Source organism: Rhizobium sp. PP-F2F-G48, from assembly GCF_004342335.1.
GTDB lineage: Bacteria > Pseudomonadota > Alphaproteobacteria > Rhizobiales > Rhizobiaceae > Ferranicluibacter.
In genome coordinates, this window is sequence record NZ_SLVH01000008.1 from 261,019 (window position 1) to 282,196 (window position 21,178).

Below are 21,178 nucleotides of genomic sequence, written 5' to 3' on the forward strand. Positions count from 1 at the left end.
GGAGAAGATGTCGTCGGGGTCACGGTTGTCGGCTCTCGTTTCTAAAGCCCAGACTAGGGGCCACGGCGCGAAATGAGAAAGACCAGTTGTTCTTATTCTATCGAATTAATAGATTATTTTGGTCGGGTTTTGGCGCGGTGAGGATGGCTGTTTCAGCGCGCGCAAACCGCATCGGCTCGAAAATCCGCACCGGCGGCGGGGTGCCGGCACAGCGGGTGGCCTCGACGCGGGTCAGCTGGCCCGTGCAGCCCTGCGCCAGTTGCGAGGTGCCGATGTCGCGGGTGAGGATATTGGGGTTGCCATGGAGGCACGTGGCGGTGTCCGCGGCGGGATCGTGCGGCTCGAACCAGGCGCCGGTGGACAGCTGCATTACGCCGGGACGCAGGGCGTCGCTGAGCACGGCGGTGGCAAGGCAGCTGCCGCGGGCGTTGGAGAGGCGCACCACGTCGCCATTCGCAATGCCGCGCGCGGCGGCATCCGTCGGGTGGATGCGCAGGGCTTCGCGGCCGTCGATCTTGGTCGCGCGGCTGAAGGCGCCGTAGTCGAGCTGGCTGTGCAGGCGCTGGTGCGGCTGGTTGCAGACGAGGTAGAGTGGCGCGGGGTCCGCGCCCTCGGGCTCGGCATGCGGCGGATACCAGCGGGGATGGCCGCGGCAATCGTCGTAACCGAAGCTCTCGATGACGGTCGAAAAGATCTCGATCTTCCCCGATGGCGTGGCGAGCGGGAAGGCGTCCGGATCTTGCCGGAACGCGCGGGCCGGGCCGCCCGTGTCCGGCGCGACGGGCAGGCGCAGCTCGCCGCGGGTCCAGAAGGTCTCGAAGTCCGGCGCGTCGTGGCCGCCTTCGGCCAGCGCCTTGCGTGTCCGATCGTAGAGCAGAGCCAGCCAGTCGCGGGCGCTGCGGTTTTCGGTGAAGACCTCGGCCGTGCCGAGCAGGCGGGCAAGGCCGGAGAAGATGGCATAGTCGTCGCGCGCCTCGCCCACCGGGGCGATCAGCGGCTTCATGGCGATCATCAACGGATCGCCCGAGGCCGCGCCGATATCCTCGCGCTCGAGCGTCGTCGTTGCCGGCAGCACGATATCGGCATGCCGGGCCGAGGAGGTCCACGCGGTCTCGTGCACGATGACGGTGTCCGGTCGGCGGAAGGCGGCGCGCAGGCGGTTGAGATCCTGATGATGGTGGAAGGGGTTGCCGCCCGCCCAGTAGACGAGCCGGATATCGGGATAGCGACGCGCCTGCCCGTCATAGGCGTAGGAAAGACCCGGCTGGAGCAGCATGTCGGCAATGCGGGCGACGGGGATGAAATCGGCGACCGGATTGCGGAACTGGTCGAGCGTCGGCAGGGGCACGGCGAGATCGTGTTTTCCGGTGTTGCCGAGCGCGCCGAGCGAATAGGCGTAGCCACCGCCGTCGAGGCCCATCTGGCCGAGCATGGCGGCGAGAACGATGCCCATCCAGACCGGCTGTTCGCCATGGTCGGCACGCTGGAGCGAATGGCTGACGGTGACGAGCGTTCGGGCGCGCGCCATGTCGCGGGCGAGCGTGCGGATCGTCTCCGCCGGAATGCCGCAGAGGGCGGAGGCCCAGTCGGCCGTTTTCGGGATGCCGTCGGAAGCGCCGGTGAGGTAGGCCTCGAACCGCTCATAACCGACCGTGTAGCGATCGAGAAAGGCGCGGTCGTGCAGCGTCTCTGCGACGAGACCGTGGGCGATGCCCAGCATCAGCGCGACGTCCGTTCCCGGCGTGATCGACAGCCATTCGCCGTTGGCCTCTGCCGGGAAGTCGTCTCGCAGCGGGCTGACTAGGATGAAACGGCAGCCGCGCGCGCTGGCACTGGCGATCCTGTCGCGCACGATATGCGCGCTGTTGCCGCCGCCATGCACATCCGCATTCTTGATCGCCATGCCGCCGAAGGCGACCACCATCTCGGCGCTGCGCGCGATGGCATCCCAGGTCACGCTCTTGCGCTCCACATGATCATAGGGCCCGAGCACATGCGGCATGATGACCATGGCCGCGCCGGAGCTGTAGGTGTTGACCGACCGCACATAGCCGCCGAGCGTGTTCAGGAACCGGTGGACCTGGCTCTGCGCGTGGTGGAAGCGCCCGGCGCTCGCCCATCCGTAAGACCCGCCAAACACGGCCTGCGGGCCATGCGTGTCGTAGACCCGGCGGAGCTCGCCTGCGACCAGCGCCAGCGCCTCGTCCCATTCCACCTCCACGAAATCATCCGCCCCCCGCTTGCGCGCAGGGCCGGGTCCGTGCTCCAGCCAGCCGCGCCGCACGGCCGGGCGGCGGATGCGCATGGGGCTGTCGACACTGGCAGGCAGGTTTCCGAGAAGCGGCGACGGGTGCGGATCGCCGGCATGCGGGCGGATTTCGAGCGTGCCATCCCGCAGCCGGCCGGAAAATGCACCCCAGTGGGAGCTGTGTGGCTGGAACGGCGTCATGATCTGGGTCCTTCTCCGGATAGGCCTTTCACGACTGGGAGGCAAAGGCGTCGTCGGGCAGGATCTTGCCGGGGTTCATGATGCCCTGGGGGTCGATGGCCGCCTTGATGACGCCCATGAGATCGACGGCGGCCCCGTGCTCGCGCCTGAGATAGCCGATCTTGCCGGTGCCGACGCCGTGCTCGCCGGTGGAGGTGCCGCCGACGGCGATCGCATGGTGCACCATGGCCTTGTTGATGGCCGCGACCTCGGCGAGCTCGGCCGTGTTCTGCGGATCGACGGCGAAGACGACATGATAGTTGCCATCGCCGACATGCCCGAGGATGGCGGCGGGCACGCTGCAGGTCTTCAGAAGCGCGCGCGTCATGAGGATGCAGCCGGCAAGCTCCGACACCGGCACGCAGACATCCGACGACCAGCCCTTGGCGTTCGGGCGCTGGGAGACGACGGCGTAGAACGCGTTGTGCCGCGCTTTCCACAGGCGGTTGCGCGCCTCCGGTGTGCTGGCGAAGGCGAAGTCGCGCCCGCCATTGTCCGCGACGATGGCGGCGACCATCTCCACCTGCTCGGCCACGGCCGCCGGCGCGCCGTGGAACTCGAAGGCGAGCGTGTCCGCAACGTCGAGTGTAAGCGTCGAGTAACGGTTGACGGCGTCGATCAGGCCGCGATCCATCAGCTCCATGCGGGCAACGGGAATGCCGAGCTGCACCACGGCAATGGCGGTCGCCACCGCCTGCTCGACGCTGGCAAAGGAGCAGAGCGCCGCCGAGATCGTTTCCGGCACGCCATAAAGCCGCAGCGTGACCTCGGTGATGATGCCGAGCGTGCCCTCCGAGCCGACGAAGAGCCGGGTGAGATCATAACCGGCCGAGGATTTGCGGGCGCGGCCGCCTGTGCGGATGATCTCGCCGTTCGGAAGCACGACGGTCAGCGACAGCACGTTCTCGCGCATGGTGCCGTAGCGCACCGCATTGGTGCCCGAGGCGCGGGTGGCCGTCATGCCGCCGATCGACGCGTTGGCGCCGGGATCGATCGGGAAGAACAGGCCGGTATCGCGCAGATGGGCATTCAGCTGCTCGCGTGTGACGCCCGCCTCGACCGTGCAGTCCAGATCCTCCGCACCGATCCGCAGGATCTTCGTCATGCGCGAGAGATCGATGCTGACGCCGCCGTGCAGCGCCGAGAGATGACCTTCGAGCGAGGTGCCGGTGCCATAGGGAATGACCGCCACGCCGGCCTGCGCGCAGAGCCGGACGATGTCCGCCACCTCTTGCGTCGTCTCGGCAAAGACCACAGCATCCGGAACGGCCGGCGCGTGGTGCGACTCGCCGCGCCCGTGCTGCTCGCGCAGGGCTTCGGAGGTGGAAAGCCGATCGCTGAACCGTGCTCTCAACCCGTCGAGAAGCGCGGCCGGGACCACGTTTGCGGAGGCGGGCTGCGCGGCGAGGGCGGGTGATGGGGACATGATGGACTCCGGAAACAGGGGATCGACGGCGGCGGGTCCGCGATCAGGCGATCGGCGTTTCGCCGTTCAGGTGGTGTTCGAGAAAGGGGAGGCTGTCCTGGCCCCAATAGAGTTCGTTCTCGAAGCGGTAGGTCGGCAGGCCGAAGACGCCGGCGGCGGCGGCGATCTGCCGGTTGGATGCCCAGATGTCGTGGATCGCTCGCGACTGCGCCAGCGCTTCGAGGGCCGCGCCGTCGAGGCCCGCGGCCTCCGCGACGGCGATGCGCACCTCGGGGTTGCCGATGTCGGCGGCACGGCTCCAGAAGGCCTCCTGCAAGGCCGCGGTGAGACCCAGCCAGTCCCTGCCGGTCTCGATGGCGGCCAGCACGAGAAAGCCGGCCGGCGTCGGATCGGAGAGGGCGGCGCGGTTCTCGAAGGTCAGCGTCCTGCCGCGATGGGCCGCCCAGCGCTTCAGGTCCTTGAGCCAGTAGGTCCGGCGCGGCTCGGGCCGGTTGCGCGAATAGATGCCGCCATTGTCCTCGATCACGGGGATGAGATAGGGGCGGATGGTCGCGCCATGGCGTTCCGTGAGCGTGCGAAACGGTTCGAGCCCGATGAAGGCGAAAGGGGAGCCGATGCCGAAGAAATAATCGATGGTTTTCGTCATGCGCTTTTTCTTTCAGGAAGGGACCCGGCCGGACGATATCCGGCCCGGAGAGATGGGGATATCGCGGCGTCGCAGACGAGAAGCGCACAGTCGCAGGCCACCAGCACGGCCTGCGGATCGCGTCCGACGGCGACCGTCGACAGGGCGCCCTCGTAGAGAAGGGCAAGGTGGGCGGCGGGCCGATCCGGCATGTCCGTGACGGTGGCGAGCACCCGGCGGAAGACGTCGCCGATGGCGGCCTTGTGGGTGCGTGCGATCGTCGTGACGCGCTCGGAATCGCCGTGTTCGGCGACGGCAAGGGCGAAGGCGCAGCCCCGGAATTCCGGGCTATCGGCCTTGTCGTACAATCGCCTAAAGATCGCCTCGACCTGATCGCGCGCCGGACCGACAGTGGCGAGCACATCCTGCAGCGACCGCAGCACGCGCTCGTGCCGGTCCTGCAGATAGGCGGCAACCAGATGGTCCTTCGAGGGAAAATGCCGGTAGAGCGTCGCCTTGGCAACATTGGCTTCCACGACGATCCGGTCGATGCCGACGGCCCGAATGCCGTCCCGATAGAAGAGCGTGCCGGCGGAGGCGAGGATCTGGTGGGCAACGGATGGTTTCATGCTGATGCCTTCTGGTGCCCTTCTGTTGCGCCTGGGGTTCCGGCCCGATCCGCGCGCGCCTGTATTGTAAGTAAGTACTTACGTAAGGGCGATGCCCCTTCGGCCGGAACGCTTCAGGTGCGGCCCTTCCATGGCACGAGCGCGGTTTCCACCAGCCTGACGATCGCGGCGGAGGAGAAGGCGCAGGCGGCGATGATGAAGATGCCGACGAAGACGACGTCGGTGGCGAGAAACTGCGCGGCGGACATGATCATAAAGCCGATGCCGCGCGTCGAGGCGATCAGCTCGGCGGCCACCAGCGTGCCCCAGCCGATGCCGAGCGCGATGCGGATGCCGGTCAGGATTTCCGGCAGCGCGGAGGGAAAGACGATGTCGGTGAAGAGCTGGAAGCGGCTCGCCCCCAGCGATCGCGCCGCATTGATGCGTTCGATCGGCAGCGCCCGCACGCCAGCCTGCGCCGACAGGCAGATGGGCGCGAACATGGCGAGCGTCAGCAGCGTGATCTTCGACGTCTCGCCGATGCCGAGCCAGATGATCATCAGCGGCAGATAGGACAAAGGCGGCAGGGGCCAGTAGAATTCGATCGGCGTGTCGAGCACGCCCTTGGCGACGCGGTTGACGCCCATCAGCAGGCCGACGGGAATGGCAAGGCTGATGGCGATGGCGGCCGCCGTGAGGATGCGGAACAGGCTGGCGAACAGGTGCTCGCCGAGCGACGCGCCCGCATAGCCATCCCGATAGATGTTGGCGAACTGCGTGACGACTTCGGCCGGCGCCGGCAGGAAGAGGGGGGAAACGAGGCCGAACCGCGACGTCGCCCACCAGGCAAGCAGAATGGCCACGGCGGTGACGAGACTGATGACGGCCGTCGGGCGACCGGCGATGCCGAAGCTGGTCATCTCCACCGTCCGGACGGGACGCGCGACGGAGGCCGCCCGGGCAGGGGTGCCGGTCTGCGCGTGGATCTGGTCGGCGCGAAGGACGATGGATTGGGTGATCTCGCTCATGCGGCGTCTCTCTTCACAGTGTCCGTGGCGTGCAGCATGGCGCGGATCTCCTCGCGCAATTCGGCGAATTCCGGCGCGGTCTTGACCGCGCGGGCGTCTCCGCTTTCGGCGAACTGGCGCATGAACGGCGGATCGAACCGCCCGACGATGCGGCCGGGGCGGGGAGACATGACCAGCACCTGCGTGCCGAGGAACAGGGCCTCTTCGATGGAATGGGTGATGAAGAAGATGCGCTTGCCGGTGCGCTTCCACACCGACACCAGCAATTCCTGCATCTGCTCGCGCGTCAGGCTGTCGAGCGCGCCGAAGGGCTCGTCCATCAGGAGGATATCCGGCTCGGGGGCGAGCGCCCGGGCGATGCCGACGCGCTGTCGCATGCCGCCCGACAGCTCGTAAGGATAGGCGGCCGAAAAATCGGCGAGACCGACGAGCTGCAGCAGCGCCTCAACCCTGTCCCGCCGCTCTGCCCGCGACACGCCGGTGAACTTCAGGCCAAGGCCGACATTGTCGGCGATCGTCTTCCAGGGCAGCAGCGTGTCCTTCTGGAAAACCACGCCGCGGTCTGCTCCCGGGCCCGAGATCGGTCGGCCGTCGAGCGCGATCGTGCCCTCCGACAGAGGCAGGAAGCCGGCAATCGCGTTCAGAATGGTGGACTTGCCGCAACCGGACGCGCCGAGCGCCACGACGAAACCACTGTCGGGGATGTCGAAGGACACGCGGTCCAGCGCCTGGACGGTTCGGCCGTCGCGCGTGGCGAAATAGACGCTGGCCTGGTCGACTGTGAGCATAGGGGTCATCTCATGCAGAGGACGCCAGCGCAGATGCGCCAGCGTCCGAGGTTGGAAGGTTGCGGTCAGTTGCTGGGGCTGGTCAGTGCGTCCGGCGTGACGAACGCGGCGTAGCTCGGGAGGACTTGCGAGACCTTGCCCTGGTCCTTCAGGAACTGCGCCGTATCCTTGAGGATCTTCGCCGCACCCGATGCTTCGCCGCCGCCGAGCCAGGCGGCCGATGCCTGCGCGTCCGGCGTCAGAAGGTTGAGGTTCTTCAGCGCTGCCGCATGCTGCTCCGGCGTGCCGCCGAGGATCTTGGCGAGCGCCTTGGTGTTGTCGCTCCCCGGTGCCCAGGCTGCCTTGTCGGCTGCGAAAGAAGCGTAATATTTGCTGATCACGCCGGCGTAGTCGCGCAGGAATTTCGGGTTTTCAGAGGCGAACTCCGAAGCCGCGACCCAGGCCGAGAAGGTCGGCGCGCCACGTTCGGCCACGTCCTTGGAGGTGATCAGCACCTTGCCGTTCTTCTTCAGCTCGGTCAGCGCCGGATCCCAGACGAAGCCGCCATCAATATCGCCGCGCGTGTAGCTGGCGACGATCTCCGGCTGCGGAATGGCAAAGACCTGTACGTCTTTTTCGCTCAGGCCCAAGGACTTGATGAGAGCGAGCAGCTGGTAGTGGTCCGTCGAGACGGGTGCGGCAGCGAGCTTCTTGCCCTTGAGATCCTTAAGGCTTTCGATACCCGAGCCGTTGCGCACGACAAGCGTCTCGTCGATGCCGGAGATGGACGAGAGGTAGAAGGCCTTGACGTCGAGTCCGCGCGAGGTGGCGGCGGCAAACGGGCTGGAGCCGACATAGCCGACCTGGACATCGCCGGAAGCGATGGCGGCGAAGATCTCGGCGCCGGAATTGAACTTGCGGAAATCGATGTCGTAGCCGGTCGCCTTGGCGAATTCGCCATTGGCGATGGCGACCGAGGACGGCAACGCGTCCGTCTGATAACCGACGACGACCTTCTTGTCCGCCGCCTGCGCAATCGATGCGATGGAAACGCTTGCGAGACCGACCGCGACCGCCGCGAGGAATGATGTGAATTTCATGCTTGCCCCCTTAACGCGAAAGCCCTCTTCCGCGCTTCTCTGATACCCCCGGAGGATGACGGGGCCGGGCGGGTAGCGACAGCAACAAACTACCAATTATATAGACATTCTTGGCAGCCGTTTCTCTTTGGAAGCGTGCGCTGTTACGTTCGGAACTGCCCGTATCCGCCCTGGTGATAGAGCAGGGGTTCGGCGTCCTTCTGCGTGACGGCGAGGACGCGGCCGATGATGATGGCGTGGGTGTGGTGCTCGATGACGTGCTCGACTTCGCAATCGATGGCGGACAGGGCGTCGCGGAGCACGGGCGCGCCGCTGACGAGCGTGGTCCAGTCGGCACCCTCGTAGCGAGCGGGGCCCTTGAGGCCGCCCTTGCCGGCGAACCGGTCGGCAATGTCCTGCTGGTCGCTCGAAAGGATGTTGACGCAGAAGTGGCCGTGGCGCTCGATCACCGGCCAGCTTGAGGAGGAGCGGTTGATGTTGACGATCATCGTCGGCGGATCGACGCTGAGCGCAGTGGCCGACGTGACCGTGGCGCCCGTTCTGTCGTCGGTGCCCGCCGTGACGACCGAGACCGTGGCGGCGACGTGCCGCATGGCGCGCTTCAGCTGTTCGGAACCGTCGAACTGGACGACGGACAAAGGCGGCTGGTTGAAGGCACTGGCGCCGTTTGCGAGGGAAGACGTCTTGGAAAGGCTCATGGCAATGTCTTTCGGGAAGGGCCGCGCGCGGTCGGGCGGCCTGTGTCGGGCGTCGGAGATCCTGTCCTGGCTCTGGAGCCAGGCCACCTGTCGACCGGCATCGTAATGTCTAGTGGAATTCTAGACAAAGAAGGGAATGCCCCGATCGGCCATCCCCGGAGAATGATTTTCCGATTTGCGCACGCTCAACGGGCCGCGATCTCTCCGGCATGCGATTGCGTGCGGAGCGTTTCGGCGGCGCGAGCGGCCACGAGCCGTGCGTGTTCGCTGACCTGCGGCAGGCCCATCAACTCGCCGAAACGTCCGCGGGCGAGCGGGCCCGAGATCAGAAGGCTGTCGTCCGGCACGCCCTCATGATTGAGGGCCTGAGACTGCGCATCGCAATCGATGCCGAGACCGGTCGGATCGAGGTGGAGATGTCCGGCGGCGTGCAGATCTCGCAGCCAGGCCTGACTGTCGAGGATGCCGCCATGGGCGGGGCCGGTGGTGACGACCACGGCATCGAACAGGGGCTCGACAGGGTCGGCGGAGCCTTTTCGCGTCACGGAGACGCGGATGCGATCGTCCTCGATCGCGGCCTTGCGCAGCGAACCGGCGACGATCTCGAGACGACCGGCTGCGATTGCCGCATCCAGCGCCTCTTCGACCTGCGGGGCGATGCGAAAGCGATGAACGTCCCAGAAGACCCGGAGGTGGCGGACGATGCGGCGGCGCTCGGCGACGGGCAGGTTCGGCCAGAGATCGGCTGCCTGGGTGCGCACCTGATCGATCACGGCGTGCCATGTGAGGCCCTCGGCCGACGCCGCGCGGATGGCGTCGCGGATGCGTTTGACGAGGGTGCGTGCGGACAAGGGCGGCGGGGAGAGCAGGTCGCCGAAGGGTTCCTGCGGAAACGGCGCATGGCCGCGGGAGCGAAGGCCCCGGCGCGAGACCGAGAGGATGCGGCCGCGATGGCCGGAGGCGGCAAGCGAGGCGATCACATCGGCGGATGTGAGGCCGTTTCCGACGACGAGGACATCATCGTCCGGGCGGATGGCGGCGAGCGCCTGGGGTTGGGTCGGGTCGGATATGAACCGCGGGTGGTGGCCGAGCGCGTCGACAAGCGCGCGGGGCGGGGCCGGTGGCGGGTGGGTGGTGGCAATGACGACCAGCGCGGCACTCCGGCGTCCGCCGGCGCTGTCCTCTATCTCCCAACCGCCCGGAGCCCTGCGAACAGCCGTGACGGCGGCGCGGATATGGCGCACGGCGCCGCTTTCCAGATACGGTTTCAGGCTGTCGGCGACATAGGCGCCGAACACGCCGCGCCGCGGAAAGAGGGACCCATCCGGTCGCTCCGCCGCGACGTCATCGGCGGCGGCGTCCGTGCGCGCCAGCCAGGCGGAGAAATGCTCGGGCGCATCGGGGCGAAGGCTCATGCGCGCCGCGGGCACATTGATGCGGTGCGCCGGATCGGCGGTATCGTAGGCAAGGCCGCGGCCGATCTCCGCACGCGGTTCGAAGACGACGATGTCGGTCTGAAAGGCGATGTCGGGATGTCCGGCAAGGTTATAGGCCACCGCAGCCCCGGAAAAGCCGCCGCCGATGATGGCGATGGTTTTGCGGGCGCCGACCTCAGAGACGGCAAGGGGCGCTGCCGCATCAACCGGGCCCGCCTGAACCGCACCTGCCAGAATCGCCGCGGACAGGCGCACGTCGTTGATCGTCATAAAGGGAACCCGTTCCATCGCACTCGAGAGCTGACAGTCTCGCCTGAAGGGACGCGCGCTGCAAATGAAGAAATTCTAAGGATTTAGTGGATTATAGAAAGCCATTCCTTCTTTGCGACGAGCGTAATTTCTACCTTCCATCCTTCCCGGCGTAGGGCCGGCTTGATGAGGACGGGTGACGGTATGGCGATGATCGCGCGAAAACTTCTGGCCTTCGGCCTTGCCACGGGCGTGGCGCTTGCCGCGGCCATCACCGGCGCACGTGCGGCCGATGTAACGGAGATCCGCATCGACTGGGCGACCTACAACCCGGTCAGCCTTCTCCTCAAGAAGGAAGGGCTGCTCGAAAAGGCGTTCGAGAAGGACGGGATCAGCATCCGCTGGGTGCAGTCGGCCGGCTCCAACAAGGCGCTGGAATATCTGAACGCCGGGTCGATCGATTTCGGATCGACGGCCGGTGCGGCGGCGCTGATCGCCCGGGTGAACGGCAATCCCGTCAAATCCGTCTATGTCTATTCGCGCCCGGAATGGACCGCGCTGGTGACGGGCAAGGATTCGCCGATCAAGACCGTTGCCGATCTCAAGGGCAAGACGGTCGCCGTCACGCGGGGCACCGATCCGCATGTGTTTCTGGTGCGGGCGCTCGCCGATGCCGGGCTGACCTCGAAAGACGTGACGTTCGTGCTCCTGCAGCACGCCGATGGGCGGCTCGCGCTCAGCCGTGGCGATGTCGATGCCTGGGCGGGTCTCGATCCGTTGATGGCCGCAGCCGAAGTGGAGGAGGGCGCAAAGCTCTTCTATCGCAAGCCGGAGAACAACAGCTGGGGCGTGCTGAACACAACCGAAACGTTTGCCGCCGAGCATCCGGATATCGTGAAGCGGGTTCTCGCAACCTATGAACAGGCGCGCAAGCAGGCGCTGGCCGATCCGGCCGCCCTGAAGGCGGCGTTGATCGAGGCGGCGAAACTGCCCGACGCGGTCATCGATCGTCAGCTGGAGCGCACAGATCTATCGACCTCCCGCATCGGCGACGTCCAGGCGGAGACCATCACCAAGGCAGGGCTCGCGCTTCAGGAAGCGGGCGTTCTTGCGGCCGATGCCGACATCGCCAAGACGGTGGCCGATCTGATCGATCCGAGCTTCAGTCAGGATCTGATCCAGTAATGACGATGAATGCGCTCAAGGCAGGGTCCGTGTCGGATGTCGCATCGGGCGCCACCGACGAGCCGTCACGGACAGCAGCCGGATCGGATGCGCCGGCACGGCCGGTTCGGCCTGCCGGTTTTTCGGGTGGTCGGTGGGGCGGTGCGCTGATCCGCTTCGCCACGGCTGTCGCTCTGCCGGTCGGTGCGTTTCTCCTCTGGGAGATCGCCGTCGACAGCGGTTTTGCGAGCGGTCGGCTCGTGCCGCCGCCGTCGCGCATTCTCACGACGCTGGTCGATCTCTGGACGGCCGGGCAGCTTGTCGATCACATCGTCTCGACCTGCCTGCGCGTGCTGCTCGGCTTTCTCGCAGGCGCTGCCGCCGGTGCGCTGGCCGGCAGCCTGACCGGCTATTTCCGCGTCGCGCATGCGGTCGTCGATCCGACGCTTCAGGCGTTGCGGGCCATTCCCTCGATCGCCTGGGTGCCGCTCTTCATTCTCTGGTTCGGCATCTTCGAGACCTCCAAGGTGGTGCTGATCGCGACGGGCGTCTTCTTCCCGGTCTATCTCGGCGTGTCCACGGCCCTGCTGTCGGTCGATCGCAAGATCGTCGAGGTCGGTCGGATCTTTCGCCTGAGCGGTTTCGATCTCGTGCGGCGTATCCTCTTTCCGGCCGTGCTGCCGGCCTTCATCGTGTCGCTGCGGGCGGGCCTTGGGCTCGGATGGATGTTCGTCGTTGCCGCCGAGTTCATGGGCGCCTCCGAAGGTCTCGGCTATCTGCTCGTGGACGGTCAGCAACTGGGCAAGCCCGACCAGATCATGGCGGCGATCCTGATCTTCGCGGTGATCGGCAAGCTGTCGGATGCGCTTCTGGTGCGCGCCACCGCGCCGCTCGTCGCGTGGCAGGACAATTTCAGCCGGGGAGGGTTGTGATGCTGGCGCTGAAGGGACTCGGCAAGACCTATGCCGGTGGCGTGCAGGCACTAGCCGGCTTTACGCTGGATGCACGGCCCGGCGAGATCGTGGCCATCATCGGCGGCTCGGGCTGCGGCAAGAGCACGCTCCTGCGGCTGATCGGCGGGCTGGATACGCCGACCAGCGGCACGGTCAGCATCCATGGCGAGGCGGTTTACGAGCCGCATCCGCTGATCAACCTCATCTTCCAGGAACCGCGTCTCCTGCCCTGGCTCAGCGTCCGGGACAATGTCGGCTTCGGGCTCGCGCATCTGCCGCGCGTAGAGCAGGCCGCGCGGATCGAGGAGGCGCTCTGTCGCGTCAACCTCGAGGCCTATGGCGACCGGCTGCCGAAGGCACTGTCGGGCGGACAGGCCCAGCGCGTCGCCATCGCCCGGGCGCTGGTGACCCGGCCGGAGGTCCTGTTGCTCGACGAGCCGTTCTCCGCCCTCGATGCCCTGACGCGGGAGACGCTGCAGCAGCATCTCCTCGATATCTGGGCGCAAACCCGGGCAACGATGATCCTCGTGACCCACGACATCGATGAAGCCGTGGCCCTTGCCCATCGCGTCATCGTCTTGAAGCCGTGGCCCGGCCGAATCCTCGACGACATCAAAATCGCCCATCCGCACCAGCGGAGCGGCGTTCCTTTCGACCAGGCGCGCGCCAAGGTGCGCAGCGCGCTTCACCAATCCCTTTCCGTCCCGGCGCCTGCGGATATCCGCACGGCCCGGGCTCAGCATCCATCCGTTCTGGAGACATCGCCATGACTTCCGCGCCCGAAAAGATCAACGTCCTCTGGTTCCTGCCGACCCATGGCGACAGCCGCTATCTCGGCACCACCATCGGCGGCCGCAATGTCGATCTGGCCTATCTCAAGCAGGTCGCGCAGGCAGCGGATTCGCTCGGCTATTACGGCGTGCTCATCCCCACGGGAAAGAGCTGCGAGGACAGCTGGGTGGTCGCGTCCGCGCTGGCGCCGCTGACGGAGAAGCTGAAATACCTGATCGCCGTGCGCCCCGGCCTGCTGTCGCCGACGCTGGCCGCGCGCATGACGGCGACGCTCGACCGGATTTCGGAAGGCCGCGTGCTGATCAATGTCGTCACCGGCGGCGATCCGATCGAGAACAAGGGCGACGGCATCCACTTCGCCCATGCCGAGCGCTACGAGGTGACGGAGGAATTCCTCCACATCTACAAGGCGCTGCTGCAAGGCGAGACGGTCAATCACAAGGGCAAGCATTTCGACATCGAGGACGGACGCGTCCTGTTCCCGTCCTACCAGACGCCGCATCCGCCGCTCTATTTCGGCGGCTCCTCCGGCATCGGCCAGGAAGTCGCGGCCCGCACCATCGACAAGTACCTGACCTGGGGCGAGCCGCCGGAGGACGTCGCCAAGAAGATCGCCGAGGTTCGGGCGCTCGCCGATCGCGAGGGTCGCGAGGTGACCTTCGGCATCCGCCTGCACGTCATCGTGCGCGAGACGGCCGAAGCGGCCTGGCGGGCGGCGGACGAGCTCATTCAATATCTCGACGACGATACGATCGCCGCGGCGCAAAAAGTATTCGAGCGCATGGACTCGGTCGGCCAGAGCCGCATGAGCCGCCTGCATGGCGGACGGCGCGACAAGCTGGAGGTCAGCCCCAATCTCTGGGCCGGCGTCGGCCTCGTGCGCGGCGGCGCCGGCACGGCCCTGGTCGGCGATCCGGACCAGGTGAAGGCACGGATGGAGGAATATCGCGAGATCGGCATCGATACCTTCATCATGTCGGGCTATCCGCATCTCGAAGAAGCCTATCGTTTCGGTGAGCTGGTCCTGCCGAACCTGCCGCTGGCCCATCCCGTCAAGGCGCGCGAAGCGTCCATCAATACGGGGCCGTTCGGAGAAACGATCGCCGGCGATCACCGTCCGGCGCTCAAAATCAGCCAGTCCTGATCCCCTTCCGGAAATTTCATGGCGGGCCGATGGCCCGCCTTTCCCTGCGTCTCGATTGAGGAACCGTGCCATGACGATCCTAGCCATTCACGATCCTGCCGGTCGTGTGACGACGTTTCCGCCTTCCGAGGAGAGCCTTCCGCAGGGCCGGATCGGGAGCGAGGAGGAGGCCCTTGCCGTCGCTGCGGACCTGGCTGCGGATTTTGCCGAGGGCGCTGCCCGGCGCGACGAGGAACGCCTGCTGCCGCATCGCGAACTGGACGCGCTGTCGCGCTCCGGCCTTCTGGCGATCACCGTTCCGCCGGACTATGGCGGGATCGACGTGTCGAATGCCGTGCTGGCGGAGGTGACGGCGATCCTGTCTGCGGCGGATGCCTCGATCGGCCAGATCCCGCAGAACCATTTCTACATCCTGGAGGCCTTGCGCGTCGATGGCGGGGAGGAGCAGAAGCGCTTCTTCTTCGGTCGGGCGCTCGCGGGCGACCGGTTCGGCAACGCCTTGTCGGAACGCGGCACCAAGACGGTCGGGCACTACAACACGCGGATCGCGCGCGACGGGCTCGGCTACCGGATCAACGGCCAAAAATTCTATTCCACCGGCGTGCTCTTTGCCGACTGGGTGACCATCTTCGCGCTCGACGAGGAGGAGCACCTGACCATGTCCTTCGTGCCCCGCGGCGCCGAGGGCATCGAGATCATCGACGACTGGGACGGTTTCGGGCAGCGCACCACGGGCAGCGGCACCACCATCCTGAAGAATGTCGCCGTCGGCGCCGATGCGGTCGTGCACCATCATCGCGGGTTCGAGCGCCCGACGACCATCGGCTCGGTCGGCCAGATCATCCATGCCGGCGTCGATCTCGGCATCGCCCGCGCCGCCTTTGCCGATATGGTGACCTTCGTGAAGACGCAGTCGCGCCCCTGGACGCACAGCGGTGTCGAACGCGCCTCCGAAGATCCGCTGACCGTGTCGAAGGTCGGCGAGATCGCCATCCGGATCGAGGCGGCGACGGCGCTGCTCGCCAGCGCCGGGCACAAGGTCGATCTCGCGCAGATCGATCCGACGGAGGACAAGGTGCTGCAGGCTTCGCTCGCCGTTGCCGCGGCCAAGGTTCTGACGACGGAGATCGCGCTCGATGCCTCCAGCACCCTGTTCGAGCTGGCAGGCACGTCTTCGACCAAGGTGGCGCTCAATCTCAACCGCCACTGGCGCAACGCCCGCACCCATACGCTGCACGATCCGGTGCGCTGGAAGCCCCATGTGGTCGGAAACTACCACCTCAACGGCGTCCTGCCACCCCGCAGCGGCGCCCTCTGATCCGGTTTCAGTCTCATCGACGCGAACGAGAAAGGCCCGCTCCCCGGAGGGAACGGGCCTTTCTCGTGTGGAGTTTTCGCCGTCAGCTGTAGAGGCTGACCGTCGGGATCGTGCCGTTCAGGGCGAAATCGCCGACTTCGCGGGCCTTGTAGAACACGGGATCGTGGAGCGTGTGGGTGCGGACGTTGCGCCAGAAGCGGTCGAACCGGTATTTCGATGCCGTGGAGCGGGCGCCGGTCAGTTCGAAGACGCGGGACGTGATGTCGAGCGAGACATGGGTGGCGTGAACCTTGGCCGCATAGGCCTCGGCCGCCGCCGCACCGCGCTCCTCCGCGGTGACGTCATGGCCCTTGGACAAAGCGCGCTCGACGGCGGCGGCGGCGCTGTCGGCGAGGGCGGCGGAAGCCTTCAATGCCGCGGTGAATTCGCCGACGCGCTCGAGGATATAGGGATCGTCCGCTGCCCGCTCGACGTTCGAGGTGACCCAGGGGCGCGTCGTGGTCCGGACGTAGTCGAGTGCGGCGGCCAGCGCGCCCTCCGCTGTGCCGAGATAGAAGTTGACGAAGACCAGCTGGATCAACGGCGTGTTGAAGGTCGGCAGAACCGCGCCCGCGGCATCCGGCGCGGCCGGGGAGCCGACGAGATCCTCCGCATAGACCGGGAAATCCCGGAACTCGACGCTGCCGCTGTCCGACAGGCGCTGGCCGATATTGTCCCAGTCGTCATGCGCGATGTAGCCTGGCCGATCGGTCGGCACGGCAAACCCGGCGATCGTGTCGCCGAGGCTGGCATTGGCATTGATGTAGTCGGAGATCCGCGCGGCGGTGGAAAACGACTTGCGGCCGTTCAGCACATAGTCCTTGCCGCGCGGGGTCAGCGTCAACCCCGGATCGCGCGGGTTGACGGCAGCACCCCAATAGAGATTGCGGGACACGGTTTCGGCCGCCAGCGCTTCCGCCTTTGCCCGGTCCGGATGGGCCCAGCCGATATAGGCGGCATTGACGAAATGGTAGCCGAGCAACTGCCCGAGCGAACTTTCGCCGCGTGCGAGAATGCGCACCAGCCGCAACCCGTCCACCCAGTCGAGCCCGCCGCCACCGATCCCGACCGGCTGCAGCGCGTTCAGGAGCCCGGCCGCCTTCAGCCTGGCGATCTCCTCCACCGGGGCAAGCCCCGCCTCGTCGAGCGCTGCGGCACGGCTGCCGAAATCGGCGGAGAGTTCTGTGGCGCGGGCAAAGAGCGTCTCTCTGGACGCTCCATGGCTCGCGAGAGGGACGACATTGGTCTTGCTCATGCTCAGGTCCTTGAATTCGCGGTTCGGTCGCGTTCGGGCAATGGTCGGGTCAGAACAGCTTGGCCGGGATCCAGTCGGCCTTTGCTGCATCGCTGGCGTTAAAGGCGGGCACCTTGGCGGCGAGCTCCTCGATGGTCTTCACACCGGCCGCGCGCAGCTCCGCCTGCGTCAGAAGCGCCGGCTTGACGACGAGCGTGTGGTCGACCGGCTGGCCGGCGATCTGCAGGGCGGCGGCACGGATCGAGACGGCGCCGACGACGGCGGGGTTCGTTGCGGCCGTCGCCACCCAGGGGCTGCCCTCCTCGGTGATCTCCTGGATATCCGCGGTGGAGACATCCGCCGAATAGATCTTGATCCTGTCGGCGATGCCGAGATCGGTGGCCGCGAGCTTCACGCCGCGGGCGAACTCGTCATAGGGGGCGAAGACGACGGTGATATCGGGGTTCGCCCGCAGGACAGCCTTGGCCTGGTCGGCCGTGGCGATCGCCGTGGTGTCGTTGACCGTGCCGAACCGGGCCTTCTCCACGACACCCTTGTTCTGCGTCCTGAAGCTGTCCCAGACCTCGTTGCGCCGGTCGAGCGGCGCAAAGCCCGCGACATAGACATAGCCGGCATTAAAGCTGGTGCCGTTCTCCTTCACGGCCTGGTCGAGGGCGAGGCGCGCCAGTTCGTGATCGCTCTGCTCGACCTGCGGGATCTTGGGATTGTCGAGGTTCACGTCGAAGGCGACGACCTTGATCCCCTTGTCCAGAGCCTGCTGCACGACGTCGCCAAGCGATTCCGGCAGGCCGTGATCGACGACGATGCCTTCGACCCCAAGATTGATCGCCTGGAGGATCTGCTCGCGCTGTTCGGCTGCATCCTGCCGGCCCGGGAAGACCCGCAGATCGATGCCGAGCGCATCCGCCTGCGCCTGCGCGCCGGCCTGGTAGGCCTGGAAGAAATCGCCGGCCGAGATATAGCTGACGAGCGCGACCTTGACGCCGCCTTTGTCGAACGGTGCAGGTGCACCGGCAATCCCCCCGGCATGCGCCGCGGGAAGGACGGAAAATGTCAGAAGGGCAGCAGAGGCCGCCAGGCTGAAGAAGGATGTCATCGGCAGGGTCCTTTGAGAGCGCGGTCATCGTTGCGCGCTGCGGCCATGGCTGCTGCATGCCGGGTTCGCCACGCAGTTCTCCCATTAGATATTTAATCCAGTAATTTTGTAGAATTAGCGGTTCTTTTTTGAGGCCTCCGGCGCAACGCCGTTCCAAATGTTCGCGCCAACGCCAAAATCCGTGCCCCGAACCGTGGAGCAATGAAAAACGCGCTGCGGATGATCGTTCTCCTCAGGGGTCGTCAGGGGAACGGACATTCCCGGCAAGGGCGTGTCTTCGGAACGTCGTTGCCCTCGCCACCCTTCTGTCGGGCAGAAATATATGACAGTCTTTATAGACAATAAGGCAGGCGCATGACCCCACCTCTTCTGACCATCGCCAATGTGACGCAGAGTTTCGAGGGCACGCGTGCCCTCGATGGCGTCTCGTTCGACATCGGGCGGGGCGAGATCGTGGCGCTGATGGGGGCGAACGGCGCCGGAAAATCGACGCTGGTCAAGATCCTCTCCGGCGTGCTTTTGGCCGACGGTGGAACCATCACGCTCGACGGGAAGGCCTTTCGGCCGCGCTCGCCGGCGGAGGCCGGGCGGGCCGGGATCGCCACGGTGCACCAGTCGACGGATGTCGTCGGCATTCCCGGATTGACCGTGGCGGATGCCCTGATGCTCGGGCGCTTCGCCGATCGGAACAGCCCGTTCTTCCTGTCCCGCAAAACCGTCCGCAGGCAGGCGCAGGCCATGCTCGATACGGTTGGGATCGCACTGCCGCTCGAGCGCGATTTCGCCGACCTGCCGGCCGCCGATCGTCAGCTGCTTGCCATCGCGCGCGCGCTTTCCGCCCATCCGCAGGCGGAACCGCCCCATCTGTTGATCCTCGACGAGCCGACAGCCAGCCTTTCGGCGGCGGAAAGCCGGCGGCTGTTTACGATCCTGCTGCGGCTGCGGCAGGACGGGCTCGCCGTCCTCTACATCTCCCACCGCACAGCCGATCTCGCGGCGCTCGCGGACCGGGCGATCGTGCTGCGGAACGGCGCGGTCGCGGGCGCCTTCGCAAGGCCGATCGACTTCTCCCGCGCCATCGAGACGATGATCGGCAGGCCCCTCGCGCCGCCGTCTGCAGGCTTGGTTCGGCCGCGTGGCGTGGCGGTTCTGGAGGCCCGGCAGCTTCGGCTCGGTCCGGATGCGGCACCCTTCGACCTGACGGTCCATGCGGGCGAGGTCGTGGCCGTTACCGGGGTGCTCGGCGGCGGCAAGAGCCGCCTGCTGTCCACCCTCTTCGGCGTCCATCCGCTGCACACGGGCACCATCCACCTCGATGGCCGGTCCTATCGGCCGCGCTCGCCGGCCCAGGCCATCGCGGCCGGTGTCGTCATGGCCGGGGAGGATCGGCATCGATCCTCACTCATGCCGCCGGATTGGCCGGGGCACACGCTGCAATCGACGATCAGCCTGCCGCATCTGGCGGCGTGGTCTTACGCCGGCTTTCTGTTCGGCGGCCGGGAACGGCGCGAGGCGGAGACGGCGATGGCGCGCCTGTCGATCAAGGCCTCCGGTCCGGATGCCTCGATCTGGTCGCTCTCGGGCGGCAACCAGCAGAAGGCGGTGCTGGCACGCTGGGACGCCGCCCCCTGTCGCCTGCTGATGCTGGACGAGCCGTTCCAGGGCGTGGATGTCGGCGCGCGGGCTGAGATCATCGCCGCGATCCGGGCGCGCACCGACCGCGCCACGCTGATCGCAACCTCCGACCGGGAAGAGGCCGAGGCCGTGGCCGACCGCATTCTCGTGCTCGACCAGCACAGCCTCCTGGCAGACGATCATCCTCACCCCGCAGATCTGCAGGGCACACCTGCTCCCTTACCCGAAGGACGGCCTCATGACCGCGCTCACTGACGATCCGATTCCGGTCACGCGGCCCGTGAAGGGGCCCGCGAAGGCGACAGCGGAAAGGCCGGATGCGGCGCGACGCGGCGGGGTCGCAAGACGTGCAGACATCGCGGCAGGGCTGCGGGCGAGCGCGGTGTTTCTGCTGCTGGCCGCGCTGCTTGCGGGCTTCACCATCGCCGAGCCTGCCTTTGCCAATGTCGGCAACCTGATGAGCATCCTGCAGGGGGTCTCGGTGGTGGCGATCCTCGGCGCGGGCGTGACGCTGACGCTCGCCGTCGGCGGTTTCGACCTTTCCATCGGCGCAGTCGCTGCCTCCAGCGTCATGGCGGCCAGCTATGCGATGATCGTCCTGCAGCTGGATGTCTTCGCCACCGTGCCGCTTGTGCTCGCATTCGGCGCGGCGGTCGGACTGGTCAACGCCCTCCTCATCGTCCGGCTGAAGGTGCCGGATCTGCTCGCCACGCTGGCGATGATGTTTCTGCTGTCCGGCCTGCAGCTGCTGCCCACCGCCGGCCGCTCCATTTCTGCCGGCCTCGTGCTTCCCGATGGCGCGAAGGCCGCGGGCGTCTATGACGGCCGCTTTCTCCTGATCGGTCGGCACAGCCTGTCGGGCGTCGTCCCGGTCTCGGTCGTGCTGATGGCGGTCGTTGCGGTATCGCTCTCCGTGCTGACCGAGCGGACCCGGATCGGCCGGCTGCTGTTTGCCACCGGCGGCAACGAGGTGGCGGCGCGGCTGGCCGGGGCGCCCACCCTGCGGCTGAAAACGCTCGCCTACGTGCTGTCGGGAATGCTCGCCTCGCTCGGCGGCATCATCATCGCCGCCCGTGTCGGCCGGGGTGACGTGTCGTCCGGCGGGTCCCTGCTGATGGACGCGGTGGCCGCAGCGCTGATCGGCTTCGCCGTCCTCAATCTTCGGCGCCCCAACGTGCTCGGTACGATCGTCGGCGCGGTGTTCGTCGGGGTGCTGCTCAACGGGCTGACAATGCTGAACGCCCCCTATTACACGCAGGACTTCGTCAAGGGCGCGGTGCTCGTCGGTGCATTGGCGCTGACCTATGGCCTCGGACGGCGCACGCGCTGAGACCGCTGGAAGGGGTCTTTCGGCAGC

Annotated in this window: 18 protein-coding genes; 7 read left to right on the forward strand and 11 right to left on the reverse strand. The window is 66.8% G+C overall.

Translation table 11 applies throughout. From position 1 onward, the window contains the following. Nucleotides 1-97: 97 nt before the first annotated feature. The 9 genes from C8J36_RS18515 to C8J36_RS18555 form a co-directional block, all read right to left on the reverse strand. Nucleotides 98-2,449, reverse strand: coding sequence for a molybdopterin guanine dinucleotide-containing S/N-oxide reductase (locus tag C8J36_RS18515; RefSeq protein WP_132536848.1), 2,352 nt, complete (start codon nucleotides 2,447-2,449; stop codon nucleotides 98-100). Nucleotides 2,450-2,477: 28 nt separating this feature from the next. Continuing rightward, nucleotides 2,478-3,914, reverse strand: coding sequence for an FAD-linked oxidase C-terminal domain-containing protein (locus tag C8J36_RS18520; protein WP_132536849.1), 1,437 nt, complete (start codon nucleotides 3,912-3,914; stop codon nucleotides 2,478-2,480). 43 nt (nucleotides 3,915-3,957) lie between these two features. Continuing rightward, nucleotides 3,958-4,560, reverse strand: coding sequence for a 2-hydroxychromene-2-carboxylate isomerase (locus C8J36_RS18525; RefSeq protein WP_132536850.1), 603 nt, complete (start codon nucleotides 4,558-4,560; stop codon nucleotides 3,958-3,960). Next, complete coding sequence (locus C8J36_RS18530) at nucleotides 4,557-5,168, reverse strand: TetR/AcrR family transcriptional regulator (protein ID WP_132536851.1); 612 nt, start codon at nucleotides 5,166-5,168, stop codon at nucleotides 4,557-4,559. The genes C8J36_RS18525 and C8J36_RS18530 overlap by 4 nt, the downstream gene beginning before the upstream one ends. Before the next feature lie 113 nt (nucleotides 5,169-5,281). Next, nucleotides 5,282-6,067: an ABC transporter permease subunit gene (locus C8J36_RS18535; protein ID WP_132536887.1), complete on the reverse strand. Its 786-nt coding sequence runs from the start codon at nucleotides 6,065-6,067 to the stop codon at nucleotides 5,282-5,284. 104 nt (nucleotides 6,068-6,171) lie between these two features. Then, a complete protein-coding gene (locus C8J36_RS18540) occupies nucleotides 6,172-6,963 on the reverse strand; it encodes an ABC transporter ATP-binding protein (protein WP_132536852.1) in 792 nt (263 codons plus the stop codon). A 65-nt stretch (nucleotides 6,964-7,028) separates the two neighbouring features. Further along, nucleotides 7,029-8,042, reverse strand: coding sequence for a taurine ABC transporter substrate-binding protein (gene tauA / locus C8J36_RS18545; RefSeq protein ID WP_132536853.1), 1,014 nt, complete (start codon nucleotides 8,040-8,042; stop codon nucleotides 7,029-7,031). 143 nt (nucleotides 8,043-8,185) lie between these two features. After that, a complete protein-coding gene (locus tag C8J36_RS18550) occupies nucleotides 8,186-8,740 on the reverse strand; it encodes a flavin reductase family protein (RefSeq protein WP_062594046.1) in 555 nt (184 codons plus the stop codon). A 185-nt stretch (nucleotides 8,741-8,925) separates the two neighbouring features. Continuing rightward, on the reverse strand, nucleotides 8,926-10,446 hold the full coding sequence (locus C8J36_RS18555; RefSeq protein ID WP_132536854.1) for an FAD/NAD(P)-binding protein: 1,521 nt from the start codon (nucleotides 10,444-10,446) through the stop codon (nucleotides 8,926-8,928). A 183-nt stretch (nucleotides 10,447-10,629) separates the two neighbouring features. Between C8J36_RS18555 and C8J36_RS18560 the strand changes: the two genes are divergently transcribed. From C8J36_RS18560 to C8J36_RS18580, 5 genes are all read left to right on the forward strand, one after another. Next, the gene (locus tag C8J36_RS18560; protein ID WP_132536855.1) at nucleotides 10,630-11,610 is read left to right on the forward strand and encodes an aliphatic sulfonate ABC transporter substrate-binding protein; all 981 of its coding nucleotides are present in this window, start codon (nucleotides 10,630-10,632) and stop codon (nucleotides 11,608-11,610) included. Beyond that, the gene (locus tag C8J36_RS18565) at nucleotides 11,610-12,521 is read left to right on the forward strand and encodes an ABC transporter permease (RefSeq protein ID WP_245506622.1); all 912 of its coding nucleotides are present in this window, start codon (nucleotides 11,610-11,612) and stop codon (nucleotides 12,519-12,521) included. Before C8J36_RS18560 ends, C8J36_RS18565 begins: the two co-directional genes overlap by 1 nt. Beyond that, a complete protein-coding gene (locus tag C8J36_RS18570; protein WP_132536856.1) occupies nucleotides 12,521-13,312 on the forward strand; it encodes an ABC transporter ATP-binding protein in 792 nt (263 codons plus the stop codon). The genes C8J36_RS18565 and C8J36_RS18570 overlap by 1 nt, the downstream gene beginning before the upstream one ends. Continuing rightward, nucleotides 13,309-14,478: an FMNH2-dependent alkanesulfonate monooxygenase gene (ssuD, locus tag C8J36_RS18575; RefSeq protein ID WP_062594039.1), complete on the forward strand. Its 1,170-nt coding sequence runs from the start codon at nucleotides 13,309-13,311 to the stop codon at nucleotides 14,476-14,478. Before C8J36_RS18570 ends, ssuD begins: the two co-directional genes overlap by 4 nt. A 70-nt stretch (nucleotides 14,479-14,548) precedes the next feature. Beyond that, nucleotides 14,549-15,796: an SfnB family sulfur acquisition oxidoreductase gene (locus C8J36_RS18580; protein ID WP_132536857.1), complete on the forward strand. Its 1,248-nt coding sequence runs from the start codon at nucleotides 14,549-14,551 to the stop codon at nucleotides 15,794-15,796. 82 nt (nucleotides 15,797-15,878) lie between these two features. Here the strand turns inward: C8J36_RS18580 and C8J36_RS18585 are convergent, their stop codons facing one another. Both C8J36_RS18585 and C8J36_RS18590 read right to left on the reverse strand, forming a co-directional pair. Beyond that, complete coding sequence (locus C8J36_RS18585; RefSeq protein WP_132536858.1) at nucleotides 15,879-17,090, reverse strand: acyl-CoA dehydrogenase family protein; 1,212 nt, start codon at nucleotides 17,088-17,090, stop codon at nucleotides 15,879-15,881. Between the two features lie 49 nt (nucleotides 17,091-17,139). After that, nucleotides 17,140-18,186 (reverse strand): substrate-binding domain-containing protein, encoded by a 1,047-nt coding sequence (locus C8J36_RS18590; protein ID WP_132536859.1) that lies wholly within the window; start codon nucleotides 18,184-18,186, stop codon nucleotides 17,140-17,142. 354 nt (nucleotides 18,187-18,540) lie between these two features. Here C8J36_RS18590 and C8J36_RS18595 point away from each other — a divergent pair, with 354 nt between their 5' ends. Both C8J36_RS18595 and C8J36_RS18600 read left to right on the forward strand, forming a co-directional pair. Beyond that, nucleotides 18,541-20,076 (forward strand): sugar ABC transporter ATP-binding protein, encoded by a 1,536-nt coding sequence (locus C8J36_RS18595; protein WP_132536860.1) that lies wholly within the window; start codon nucleotides 18,541-18,543, stop codon nucleotides 20,074-20,076. Further along, complete coding sequence (locus C8J36_RS18600) at nucleotides 20,060-21,151, forward strand: ABC transporter permease (RefSeq protein ID WP_132536861.1); 1,092 nt, start codon at nucleotides 20,060-20,062, stop codon at nucleotides 21,149-21,151. Before C8J36_RS18595 ends, C8J36_RS18600 begins: the two co-directional genes overlap by 17 nt. Nucleotides 21,152-21,178 lie beyond the last annotated feature (27 nt).